Here is a 12,010-nt window from a genome sequence, read left to right as displayed (position 1 = left end):
CGCCGAGATCACGGCACGCGCGGGCAGTCCGGTTTCAGCCGACATCCTTGTAGCTGATTTCCTTCACGTCGCCGCCGGTCTTGCTGCGGCGCACATGCAGGCGGTTGAGCGCATTCACATAGGCGCGGGCCGAAGCGACCACCGTGTCGGTATCCGCCGACTGGCCGGTGGCGATCTTGCCGTCCTCTTCCAGACGCACCGACACCGTGGCCTGCGCGTCGGTGCCCTCGGTCACCGCGTTCACCTGATAAAGCTGGAGCCGCGCCTTGTTGGGATACAGCTTGCGCACCGCCTTGAAGGTCGCGTCCACCGGGCCGTCGCCGAATTCGTCGGCGCTCATCTCCTGGCCGCCAACTTCCATCTCCAGGACCGCCTCGGCGGGGCCGCCGGTGCCGCAGATCACCTTGAGCGAGACGATTTCGAGATGGTTTGCCTGCTCGCCCGCCATGGTGGCGGTGACCAGCGCGAGGATGTCCTCGTCGTAGACCTCCTTCTTGCGGTCGGCGAGCTCCTTGAACCGCACGAAGATGTCCTTGAGCTGGTTGTCGCCCACATCGACGCCGAGATCCTTGAGCTTCGCGCGCAGCGCGGCGCGGCCCGAATGCTTGCCCATCACGAGGTTGGTGGCCGAGAGGCCGACATCCTCGGGGCGCATGATCTCGAAGGTTTCGGCGTTCTTGAGCATGCCGTCCTGGTGGATGCCGCTCTCATGCGCAAAGGCGTTCTTGCCGACGATGGCCTTGTTGAACTGCACCGGGAAGCCCGACACCGTCGAGACACGGCGCGAGATATGCATGATCTTTTTCGTGTCGATCTCGGTAAAGAACGGCATGATGTCGCCGCGCGTCTTGAGCGCCATGACGACCTCTTCGAGCGCGGTGTTGCCCGCCCGCTCGCCGAGCCCGTTGATCGTGCATTCGATCTGCCGCGCGCCGCCCTCGACGGCGGCCAGCGCGTTCGCCGTCGCCATGCCGAGGTCGTTGTGGCAGTGTGTCGCAAAGATGATCTCGTCGGCGCCGGGCACCGCTTCGATCAGCCGCTTGATGAGGTCGGCGCTTTCGCGCGGCGCGGTATAGCCCACCGTGTCGGGGATGTTGATCGTGGTGGCGCCGGCCTTGATGGCGATCTCGACCACGCGGCAGAGGTAATCCCACTCGGTCCGCGTCGCATCCATCGGCGACCATTGCACATTGTCGCAGAGGTTGCGGGCGTGGGTCACCGTCTCGTGGATGCGGTCGGCCATCTCGTCCATGGTGAGGTTGGGAATAGCGCGGTGAAGCGGCGAGGTGCCGATAAAGGTGTGGATGCGCGGGCGCGGCGCGTGTTTCACCGCCTCCCAGCAGCGGTCGATATCGGGGATCTGGGCGCGGGCGAGGCCGCAGATCACCGTCTCCTTGCTGCGCTCGGCGATATCTTTCACCGCCTTGAAGTCACCCTCGGAGGCGATGGGGAAGCCCGCCTCGATGATGTCGACGCCCATATCCTCGAGCAGCTCGGCGATCTCGAGCTTTTCGTCATGGGTCATGGTGGCGCCGGGCGATTGTTCGCCGTCGCGAAGCGTCGTGTCGAAAATATACACGCGGTCTTGGGCTTGGTCGGTCATGTCTCTGAATCTCTGTAAGGTCTTCGTCCTGAGGTTTCGCCGGCGCGAAACGGTCCTCCTCTGAGCGGTCGCGCCGGGTGTGCGCGCTCAGAGGCGGGTTAGGAGAAGAGACAGGCCAAGCGCAAGCAGCGCGCCAAGGGCGCGGGCAGCAAAAGCGATATGGCCACGGGTCATCATGCGGCGGACTATACGCGCAAAAAGGTAAATGAAAACCCGCAAAATGCGCGAATTCCCGCGGAAAGTGACGCTGCGGCGCAGCGCGCCCGAGACGGGGCTTGAGCGCCGGGGCGGCTGGTCCATATTGAACGCGGGGCATGTGACAAGGGGAGAGCAGGGTTTGTTTGGACGGGTATTGCGCGCCGCGTGTCTGGCAATCGTGGTGCCGCTGATGGCGGTGGCGCAGGGGCGGGACGAGGCCAGCCTCTATGTCTTCGGCAACAGCCTGGTGCATTATCTGGGCGAAGAGCCACATTCCAATGTGCCGCACTGGATGGCCGAGATGGCGCGCGCCGATGGGCGGCGCCTTGCGCTCGACGGGCAGTGGGGCTTTCTGCGCGGATTCGCCGAAAGCCTGCCGCCCCGGCCCAACTGGTCCTTCCCCGGGGTGACGAGCGCCTGGGATCCCGGGCGCGGCGCCTTCGGCGATGCCGGGATCGACGCGGTTCTGATCACGCCGGCGAATTTCATCCAGTACCAGCCGCCCGAAGCCCCCTATGAGGGAGAGAACCCCACCGGCGAGAGCCCTCTGGGCGCCACCCGGACACTGGTCGACTGGGTGCAGAGCCGCGCGCCGGGCACGCCGGTCTATCTCTACGAGGGCTGGGCCGACATGGCGGGGGTCTCGAACCGCTTTCCGCCGTCGAACCGCGCATTGCGGCGCTATCACGATTTCAATCGCGGCGAGTATCACGACTGGTACGAGACCCTGCTCGGCGATCTGCGCGAGGCCAGCCCCGGGGCCGATCTGCGGCTGATCCCGGTGGCGCGGCTGCTGTCGCAGATGCTTGGCGAGGGCGGGCCGCTGGCAGAGCTGCCGGTCGAGGCGCTTTATGTGGATTCCTCGCCGCATGGCACGCCTACGCTCTATTTCCTCGCCGCGATGATCACCTATGCGGCGATCTACGAGGCGCCGCCGCCCGAAAGTTACGACCCGCCCGACACGCTGAACCCGGAGGTGGCGGCGGCCTATCCCAATCTCTCCTCCCTGATCTGGGAAGAAATCTCTAAGTCGGACATCTTTCAGGAGGCCGCCGCCCCCGCCCCGGTGCAGACCGCCGAAGTGGCCCCAGACACACCGCTGCCGCCGCGCGGGCAGGTGGCGCTGCCCGAGCCCGGGGCGCCGGTTCAGGCGCTGCCGGCGCTCGGCATGGGACTGAACGGCATCAGCGACTGGTCGACCCAACAGCCCTTCATCGACGTGATGAAGACCGCGCGCGAATGGACGGGCCACCTGCCCGGCCAATGGGGCGGCGTCAGCGCCGAGGAACTGCGCGCCGAGGGTGTGCTCGACGAGAACGGCTGGCCGCTGCGCATCCCCGAGCGGGTCGAGCGGCTCGAGGCGCTGCTGCTCACCGACCAGCCCGAGGATGCCGATTACCTGCGCGGCACCTATCTGGTGCTCTGGGACGGCAAGGGCGATCTCGATCTGACCGGGCGCGCGCGGCGGGTGCGCCATGGCGAGGGCGAGGCGGAATTTGCCTACAGCCCCGGCGAGGGCGCCGTGGGCATCTCGATCTCCGCCACCGATCCGGACGATCCGATCCGCAATATCCGGGTGATCCGCGAGGATCAGCGCGATCTCTACGAGCTGGGCGCGCTTTTCAATCCGCTCTGGATCGAGCGCATCCGGGATCTGCGCAGCCTGCGCTTCATGGACTGGATGCTGACAAACGGCTCGCCGGTGCAAAGCTGGGACGACCGGCCCCGGATGAGCGATTACACCTGGACCGCCTGGGGCGTGCCGCTGGAGGTGATGATCGCGCTCGCCAACGAGATCGGCGCCGATCCGTGGTTCAACATGCCGCATATGGCCGATGACGACTATATCCGCCGCTTTGCCGAGGCCGTGCGCGACGGGCTCGACCCGCGCCTCAGGGCCTATGTGGAATATTCCAACGAGGTCTGGAACCACATCTTTCCGCAGGCGGGCTGGGCCGAGGCGCAGGCGGATGCGCTCTGGGGCCGGTCGGAGGCCGGCTGGATGCAGTTCTACGGGCTGCGCGCCGCCCAGACCATGCGGATCTGGTCCGACGTGTTCGGTGATCAGACGCAAGACAGGCTGGTCCGCGTCGTTGCCACCCATACCGGCTGGCCGGGGCTGGAGGAAAACATCCTCATGGCGCCGCTGGCCTATCTCCGGCTCGGCCATTTCCCGCAGGAGGATTTCGATGCCTACGCGGTCGCCGGCTATTTCGGCTATGAGCTCGGCGGCGAAGAGATGGCGCCGCAGATCGACGGCTGGCTCTCCCGTGCCGAGGATCAGGCCCGCGCCGAGGGCGAGGCGCAGGGGCTGCAACGGGTGGCTCTGCGCGAATTCGTCAGGGAACGGCGCTACGAGGCGGCGGTGGCGCCGGTCGCGATGGCGCTTCAGGAGGGCTCGCTCAAGGAGCTGATCGGCGAGGTGCTGCCTTATCACGCCGCGGCGGCGGAGGCGGCGGGGCTGCGGCTGGTGATGTATGAGGGCGGCACCCATGTCACCGCGCAGGCCGCCCGGGTCGAGGACGAGCGGCTCACCGGGTTCTTCCGTTATTTCAACTACACGCCGGAGATGGCCAAGCTTTACGAAGAGCTGCTGACCGGCTGGGTCGATGCCGGCGGCACGCTCTTCAACGCCTTTGTCGATGTCGCCCCGGCGAGCAAATGGGGCAGCTGGGGCGCGCTGCGGCATCTCGACGATTCCAACCCGCGCTGGGACATGCTGATGACCTACAACGCCACCGCGCCCTCGGGTTGGGAGGCGCGCGACGCGGCGGGTTTTGCCAATGGCGTGCTGCGGCGCGGCGGAAGCGGCGGCGATACGCTGGAAGGCACGCCGGAGGAGGATATCCTGCTGGGTGGCGCCGGCGACGATGTGTTGACCGGCGGTGGCGGCGACCGGCTGCATGGCGGACCGGGGCAGGACCGGGCGGTTCTGCCCGGTGCGCGCGAGGACTACCGCTTTGCGCGCGAGGGCGACAGGCTGGTCGCCACCGGGCCGGAGGGCGCGGTGACGCTTGTGTCGATCGAGGCTCTGAGTTTCACCGCCGCGCCGCAGGAAACCGTACCGACGGCGGGGCTCTGAAAGACGGATGCGGTCAGCGCGCGGGCGCCTTTTTCGGCGCACGGCTGCGGTCGGAGGCGACGGGGACGACATCCAGCCAGTCCGCATAGGGCGCGCCCTGCGCACGGATCAGCAGCGTCTCCAGCGCATCGAGCGGCGCCTCGGCATAGTCGATGCGCAGCGTCAGCGGCGGGTGATCCGGGTGCAGCACCAGCAGCGCCGCCGATTGCAGCCCGCGATAGTCAGAGGCATCCGCATCCGCCGCGCGCAGGCCGGCGAGCAGCCGCGCCGCCATATCGCCCCGCGCGTCGAGATAGCCCTGGCGCAGCGCCGGCAGCACACCGTCTCCGCCCAGCATATTGCCGGCCACCACAAGCCCCGGCTCGGCCATGTGATGCGCCACCGGCAGGCTCTCGGCCCCGGTGAAGGCGCCGGTGCCGCCGGCGGGATCGAGCGCCGCGAGCTGGCGATGTGCCCGGCCGGGATCGGCGCCGGTCAGCCGCGCCACCGCATCCGCAGCGGGCTCGCCACCGCGCATGGCGTCGAGCACCTCCTCGCCCCAGATCGTCGAGGGCGCGGTGCCCTGGCTGGCAGAGAGGCCCGAATCGACACGCCCGCGCAGCACCCAGCCGCCGACGCAGAGGCTGCCGGTGGCGGCGGCCCCGCCGTAAGTGCCGGTTTCGCGGTCATGGACGAGAAGCGAGAAGGTCACGGGCGTCTCCGATGAAAGATTTCCATTGAATTTATCACGATAATTTGCCTCCATTCAATTCATCATGAAAAATTCCGTCCCCGGATCAACAGAGAGGATGAAAAAATGGGAGTTCTGAACTGGACCCGGAGGGGCGTTCTTGCCGCGGGCACCGCGCTGGCGCTGAGTATGGGCATGCAGGCCGAGGCGCAGACGCCGCCCGGCGTGCTGATCGTCGGCCAGATCGCCGAGCCCAAGGCGCTCGACCCGGCGGCGGTGACTGCGGTGAACGATTTCCGCATCCTGATGAATGTCTATGACGGGCTGGTGCGCTACAAATCCGGCACGCTCGAGGTCGAGCCGGCGCTGGCGACCGACTGGGAGATCTCGGAAGACGGCACCGAATACACCTTTACCCTGCGCGAGGGCGTGTCCTTCCATGACGGCGCGCCCTTCAACGCGCAAGCCGTGGTGTTCAATTTCGAGCGCATGCTGAACGAGGACCACCCCTATCACGACACCGGGCCGTTCCCGCTGGCCTTCTTCTTCTCGGCGGTCGAGACCGTCGAGGCGGTGGACGATCTGACGGTGAAATTCACCCTGAATGCGCCCTATGCGCCCTTCCTGTCGAACCTCGCCTATCCCACCGGGCTGATCGTTTCGCCGGCGGCGGTGGAGCAGTACGGCGCCGATTTCGGGCGCAACCCGTCGGGCACCGGGCCGTTCACCTTTGCCGAATGGCGGTCGAACGAGGCGGTGGTGGTCGAGGCCAACCCCGACTACTGGGACGGCGCGCCGGGGCTTCAGGCGGTGGTGTTCCGCCCGATCACCGACGCCAACACCCGCACCGCCGAGATGCTGGCGGGCGGCATCGACATGATGGTCGAGGTGCCGCCGGTGGCGCTGTCGGAATTCCAGGGCGACGCATTCCAGATCTTCGAGCAGTCGGGGCCGCATGTCTGGTTCCTGATCCTGAACGCCAAGGAAGGCCCCTTTGCCGACAAGCGCGTGCGTCAGGCGGCGAATTACGCGATCAACAAATCCGCGCTGGTGGATGACGTGCTGGAAGGCACGGCCGAGGTTGCCGCCGGCCCGACCCCGCCGGCCTTTGCCTGGGCTTATAACGAGGATCTGGAGCCTTATCCCTACGACCCCGACAAGGCGAAGGAACTCATCGCCGAAGCGGGCGCCGAGGGGGCGGAGCTGACCTTTTACGTGACCGAAGGCGGCTCGGGCATGCTCGACCCCATCGCCATGGGCACGGCGATTCAGGCGGATCTGAACGCGGTGGGCTTTGACACCAGGATCGAGACCTATGAGTGGAACACCTTCCTGGGCGAGGTGAATCCGGGGCTGGAGGGCAAGGCGGACATGGCCGAGATGGCCTGGATGACCAATGACCCGGACACGCTGCCCTTCCTCGCGCTGCGCACCGATGCCTGGCCCGACAAGGGCGGGTTCAACTCCGGCTACTATTCCAACCCGGAGGTCGACACGCTGCTGGAAGAGGCGCGCGTCGCCACCGATCAGGACAAGCGCGCCGAGCTCTACAAGGAGATGCAGACCATCGTGCAGGAGGATGCGCCCTGGGTCTTTGTCGCGAACTGGAAGCAGAACGCGGTGACCAGCGACCGGGTGGAAGGGTTCGAGCTGCAACCCTCCTTCTTCCTGCTGCTCGACGATGTGGTGAAGAACTGATCCATGTGACGAGCGGTTTCGGACCGGGCTACGCCCGGCCCGACCGTCGGGGGGCTGCGCCCCCCGACCCCCCCCAGATGAGTATTTCTGGAAAGATGAAAGTGCTGGGGCAGGTTTGACGGGATCCTTGCAACCGACAGGGGGTGCCCTTGGGTAGCTATATTCTGAAACGGCTGGTCTCGGCGATCCCGGTGCTTCTGGGCATCACGGTGATCGTCTTTGCCATCATGGCGCTGATCCCCGGCGATCCGGCGACGGCGATCCTCGGCTCCTATGCGACGCCGGAGAATGTCGAGAAGCTGAACCGCGACCTTGGGCTCGATAAGCCGGCGGTGCAGCGCTATTTCATTTGGCTGTCGAATATGGTGCAGGGGGATTTCGGGCGGTCGTTTTCGCTCAATCGCCCGGTGCTGGACGAGGTGCTGGACCGGTTCGGCGCGACGCTGGTGCTGGCGGGCACCTCCTTTGTGCTGTGTTCGCTGATCGGCGTGGCGGCGGGGGTCGTGTCGGCGGCGCGTCAGTACGGCTTTGCCGATAAGGCGATCACCTTTGTGGTGCTGCTGGGGATCTCGATCCCGTCGTTTTTCCTCGGCATGATGATGATCCTGATCTTTGCGGTGCAGCTACGCTGGTTTCCGGCTTCGGGCATGTGGCCGATCTATGGCGACCGCAATCTGCTGGTGCTGCTGGATCACCTGTTGATGCCGGCGCTGGCGCTGGCGGTGGTGGCGACCGGGGTGGTGGCGCGGCTGTCGCGCTCGGCCATGCTGGAGGTGCTGCGGCAGGATTACATCCGCACCGCGCGCGCCAAAGGCGTGCCCGAGAGGGGCGTGATCTGGCGCCACGCGCTGCGCGCCGCCATGGTGAGCATCATCCCGGTGCTCGGCATTCAGGCCGGGTTCGTGCTGTCGGGCGCGGTCTATATCGAGATGGTGTTCCAGTGGCCCGGCGTGGGGCGGATGCTGGTGGATGCGATCCTCAAGCGCGACATCCTGCTGGTGCAGGGCGGCGTGGTCTTTGTCGCCGCCTGCTACGTGCTCTTCAACATCGTGGTGGATGTGGCGCAGAGCCTGCTCGACCCGAGGATCAAGACATGAGCTTTCTTTCGCTTCTCGCCCGCAACCGTCTGGCGCTGGTCGGGCTGATCGTCATGGGCTTCGTGGTGCTGCTTGCGCTGGTGACGCCGCTTTTGCCGCTGGCCGACCCGGATGTGACAAATACCGGCAACCGCTTCCTGAAACCGTTTTCCGAGGGCACGCTGCTGGGCACCGACCATCTGGGGCGCGATCTGCTGTCGCGGCTCCTGTGGGGAACGCGGCTGAGCCTCGCGGTGGGCTTTGCGGCGGCGGTGATTGCCGCCGTGCTTGGGGCTGCCGTGGGGATCGTCGCGGGCTACTACGGCGGACGTGTCGACAACCTGATCATGCGCGGCGTCGATATGCTGATGGCCTTCCCCTATATCCTGCTGGCGCTGGCCATTGTCGCGGCGCTGGGGCCGGGGCTGCTCAATGCGCTGATCGCCGTGGCCGCCGTCAATATTCCGTTCTTTGCGCGGAATATCCGCGGCATCACGGTGGGCATCGCGCATAAGGAATTCGTCGATGCGGCGAAGCTGGCGGGGATGCGCGATGCGCGGATCATCGTCAGCGAAGTGCTGCCCAATGTGATCCCGGTCATCGTGATCGCCATGTCCACCACCGTGGGCTGGATGATCCTCGAAACCGCCGGGCTGTCCTTTCTTGGCCTCGGCTCGCAGCCGCCGCAGGCGGATCTGGGCTCGATGCTGGGCGAGGCGCGCTCGGCGCTGATCACCAATCCGCATACCTCGGTGGTGCCCGGTGTGATGATCCTGATCATCGTCATGGCGATCAACCTGCTGGGCGACGGGGTGCGCGATGCGCTCGACCCGCGCCTGCGCTCGGGCGCGTTGACCCGGCCGATGGCGGCCACGACGGTGCGGCGCAAGGGGCCGGTGCCGGTGCCTGAGGGCGAGAATGTGCTCGACCTGCGCGGGCTGGAAACGCAGTTCCATGTGAAGGACCGCATCTATCGCGCCGTGGGCGGGGTGAGCTGGGGGGTGAAGCCCGGTGAATGCCTCGGCATCATCGGCGAGAGCGGGTCTGGCAAATCGGTGACGGCGCTGAGCGTGATGGGGCTGGTGGCCTCGCCGCCCGGCGTGATCACCGGCGGGGCGGTGCATTACAAGGGTGAAGATCTGGTCGGCGCGCCTTATGAGCGGCTGCGCTCGCTGAGGGGGCGCGAGGTGGCCTATATCTTCCAGGATCCTCTGGCGACGCTGCACCCGCTCTACAAGGTGGGCGATCAGCTCGTGGAGGCGATCCGGGTGCATCATCACGTCTCGGACAAGGAGGCGCGCGCCAAGGCGCTGGGGCTCCTGAAGGATGTGCGCATCCCCAACGCCGAGAGCCGGCTGGAGAACTACCCGCACGAGATGTCGGGGGGCATGCGCCAGCGAGTGGGCATCGCGATGGCGCTGGCCAACGATCCGGAGGTGATCATCGCCGACGAGCCGACCACCGCGCTCGACGTGACCGTGCAGGCGCAAATCCTGTCCCTTCTCGACACGCTGCGGCGGGAAAAGGGGCTGGCCATCGTCTTCATCACCCATGATTTCGGCGTGGTGGCGCAGCTCTGCGACCGGGTGGCGGTGATGTATGCGGGACGGATCGTCGAGGAAGGCCCAACGCAGATGGTGCTGGACGCCCCGGCGCATCCCTATACGCGGCGGCTCATCGCCTGTGTGCCGGAGCTGGGCGAGGGCAAGCGCGAGCTGCACGCCATTCCCGGCCTGCCGCCGGCGGTGAACGACCTGCCGCCGGGCTGTGCCTTTGCGCCACGCTGCGACAAGGCGACGGAGGCCTGCCGTCAAGGTGAGATTGCGCTGGAGGCGCACGGGCCGCGCAAGCTGCGCTGCCTCTTTCCGGAAACCGAGCTGGAGGCCGCGCAATGAGCATCGCTCTGAAACTCGACGCGCTGTCGAAAACCTTTGTCGTGGGCAAGCAGCTATTCGGGCCGCCCAAGGGGCGGGTGCATGCGGTGCATCCGGTGACGCTGGAGGTGCCCGAGGGCGAGACGCTGGGTATCGTGGGGGAGTCGGGCTGCGGCAAGTCCACGCTTGCGCGGATGCTGGTGGGGCTGCTGGAGCCCTCGGGCGGCAGCATCGAGATCGCCGGAAAGCCGCTCGACAATGCCGACCCGGCGGTGTTCGGCAAGCGCATCCAGTATGTGTTTCAGGATCCGATTTCGTCTTTGAACCCGCGCAAGACCGTCCGCCAGATCATGGAGGCGCCGCTGAAACGCCTGCACGGGATGGACAAGGCGCAGCGGGACAGGCGGATTTCCGAGATCTTCGCCCAGGTGAACCTGCGAGAAGAGTTCCTCGACCGCTACCCGCACGAGTTTTCCGGCGGGCAGGCGCAGCGCATCGGCATCGCGCGGGCGCTGGCGGCTGAGGCCAGGATCCTGATCCTCGACGAGCCGGTCTCGGCGCTTGACGTTTCGGTGCAGGCGCAGGTGCTGAACCTTCTGGCGGAGCTGAAACAGCGGCTGGGGCTGACCTATCTGTTCATCAGCCACGACCTAGCCGTGGTCGAGGCGGTGAGCGACCGGGTGGCGGTGCTCTATTTCGGCTCGGTGGTGGAGGTCGGAAAGGCCGAGGACGTGTTCTCGAACCCGCGCCACCCCTATACCAAGCTGCTGGCCGAAAGTGCGCCGGTGGTGGGCCGCGCGCTCACCGCGCCGGAAGGGCGCGAGACAGAGCTGCCCGACCCGCTCAACCCGCCGAAGGGCTGCGCCTTTCGCGCGCGCTGCCCCTATGCGGGAGAGCGCTGTGGCGATGAGGTGCCGCAACTGAGCGGCGACGGGCACCAGGCGGCGTGCTTTTACCCGCTGCGGTAGCGCCCGACGCGGTTCAGCGGTCGCGGAACTGCGCGGTGCGCTTTTCCTGGAAGGCGGCCATGCCCTCTTTCTGGTCCTCGGTCGAGAACAGCGACTGGAACAGCCGGCGCTCAAACAGCAGACCCTCGGTCAGCGTCGTCTCATAGGCGCGGTTGACTGCCTGCTTGGCCGCGATGCTGGCAAGCAGCGATTTCTCGGCGATTTTTTCCGCGGCCTTGCGCGTCTCTTCCATGAGCTGCTTGGCCGGGACGATACGGCTCACCAGCCCGGCGCGCTCGGCCTCTTCGGCATCCATGAATCGCCCGGTCAGGTGCATGTCCATCGACTTTGCCTTGCCGACAAAGCGCGTCAGGCGCTGCGTGCCGCCCATGCCGGCGATCACACCCAGATTGATCTCGGGCTGGCCGAACTTGGCGTTCTCGGCGGCAATGATGAAATCGCACATCATTGCAAGCTCGCAGCCGCCGCCCAGCGCGTAACCCGACACCGCCGCGATCACCGGCTTGCGGGTGCGCACCGCCGCATCCATGGCCGGTTCGAAGAAATCGCCGAGATACATATCGACAAAGCTCTTCTCGGCCATTTCCTTGATATCGGCACCGGCGGCAAAGGCCTTGGCCGAGCCGGTGATGATGATGCAACGCACCTTGTCGTTCGCGTCCAGCTCGGGCAGCGCCTTTGCCAGCTCGCCCAGCAGATGGCTGTTGAGCGCATTCAGGGCGTCCGGGCGATTGAGGGTGATGGTTGCGACGTGGTCATCTACTTCGACGATGATCGTCTCATAGGCCATGACTTCGGGCTCCCGTCCGTTAGCGTCAAAGGGCAGCCTTACCACCTTGTC

General features: G+C 66.5%; 8 protein-coding genes. 5 read left to right on the top strand and 3 right to left on the bottom strand.

Features of this window, described 5'->3' with window-relative positions:
- Positions 1–34: 34 nt before the first annotated feature.
- Positions 35–1,603 (bottom strand): 2-isopropylmalate synthase, encoded by a 1,569-nt coding sequence (locus tag I6N89_RS02465; RefSeq protein WP_207016629.1) that lies wholly within the window; start codon positions 1,601–1,603, stop codon positions 35–37.
- Between the two features lie 337 nt (positions 1,604–1,940).
- On the opposite strand from I6N89_RS02465, the gene I6N89_RS25735 reads away from it, so the two are divergent.
- Complete coding sequence (locus tag I6N89_RS25735) at positions 1,941–4,883, top strand: calcium-binding protein (RefSeq protein WP_207016628.1); 2,943 nt, start codon at positions 1,941–1,943, stop codon at positions 4,881–4,883.
- Between the two features lie 13 nt (positions 4,884–4,896).
- On the opposite strand, the gene I6N89_RS02455 is transcribed toward I6N89_RS25735, so the two are convergent.
- Positions 4,897–5,574 (bottom strand): DUF1028 domain-containing protein, encoded by a 678-nt coding sequence (locus tag I6N89_RS02455; RefSeq protein ID WP_207016627.1) that lies wholly within the window; start codon positions 5,572–5,574, stop codon positions 4,897–4,899.
- Between the two features lie 105 nt (positions 5,575–5,679).
- Between I6N89_RS02455 and I6N89_RS02450 the strand changes: the two genes are divergently transcribed.
- From I6N89_RS02450 to I6N89_RS02435, 4 genes are all read left to right on the top strand, one after another.
- A complete protein-coding gene (locus I6N89_RS02450) occupies positions 5,680–7,251 on the top strand; it encodes an ABC transporter substrate-binding protein (RefSeq protein WP_207016626.1) in 1,572 nt (523 codons plus the stop codon).
- A gap of 149 nt (positions 7,252–7,400) precedes the next feature.
- Positions 7,401–8,348: an ABC transporter permease gene (locus I6N89_RS02445; protein WP_207016625.1), complete on the top strand. Its 948-nt coding sequence runs from the start codon at positions 7,401–7,403 to the stop codon at positions 8,346–8,348.
- Positions 8,345–10,222, top strand: a complete 1,878-nt coding sequence (locus I6N89_RS02440) for a dipeptide/oligopeptide/nickel ABC transporter permease/ATP-binding protein (RefSeq protein ID WP_207016624.1) — start codon at positions 8,345–8,347, stop codon at positions 10,220–10,222. The genes I6N89_RS02445 and I6N89_RS02440 overlap by 4 nt, the downstream gene beginning before the upstream one ends.
- Positions 10,219–11,169: an ABC transporter ATP-binding protein gene (locus I6N89_RS02435; RefSeq protein ID WP_207016623.1), complete on the top strand. Its 951-nt coding sequence runs from the start codon at positions 10,219–10,221 to the stop codon at positions 11,167–11,169. Before I6N89_RS02440 ends, I6N89_RS02435 begins: the two co-directional genes overlap by 4 nt.
- A 13-nt stretch (positions 11,170–11,182) precedes the next feature.
- On the opposite strand, the gene I6N89_RS02430 is transcribed toward I6N89_RS02435, so the two are convergent.
- Positions 11,183–11,959 (bottom strand): enoyl-CoA hydratase, encoded by a 777-nt coding sequence (locus tag I6N89_RS02430; RefSeq protein WP_207016622.1) that lies wholly within the window; start codon positions 11,957–11,959, stop codon positions 11,183–11,185.
- Positions 11,960–12,010 lie beyond the last annotated feature (51 nt).

It is taken from the genome of Salipiger abyssi (assembly GCF_017311415.1).
In the GTDB taxonomy this organism is placed as follows: Bacteria; Pseudomonadota; Alphaproteobacteria; order Rhodobacterales; family Rhodobacteraceae; genus Salipiger; species Salipiger abyssi_A.
Note: the sequence above shows the minus strand (reverse complement) of the source record. Positions and strands in the feature narration are given on the sequence as shown.

Excerpts from the sequence above, each read along its gene's own strand:
- I6N89_RS02465 (WP_207016629.1), bottom strand. The coding sequence starts at position 1,603 with ATGACCGACCAAGCCCAAGACCGCGTGTATATTTTCGACACGACGCTT.
- I6N89_RS02450 (WP_207016626.1), top strand. The coding sequence starts at position 5,680 with ATGGGAGTTCTGAACTGGACCCGGAGGGGCGTTCTTGCCGCGGGCACC.
- I6N89_RS02440 (WP_207016624.1), top strand. The coding sequence starts at position 8,345 with ATGAGCTTTCTTTCGCTTCTCGCCCGCAACCGTCTGGCGCTGGTCGGG.
- I6N89_RS02435 (WP_207016623.1), top strand. The coding sequence starts at position 10,219 with ATGAGCATCGCTCTGAAACTCGACGCGCTGTCGAAAACCTTTGTCGTG.
- I6N89_RS02430 (WP_207016622.1), bottom strand. The coding sequence starts at position 11,959 with ATGGCCTATGAGACGATCATCGTCGAAGTAGATGACCACGTCGCAACC.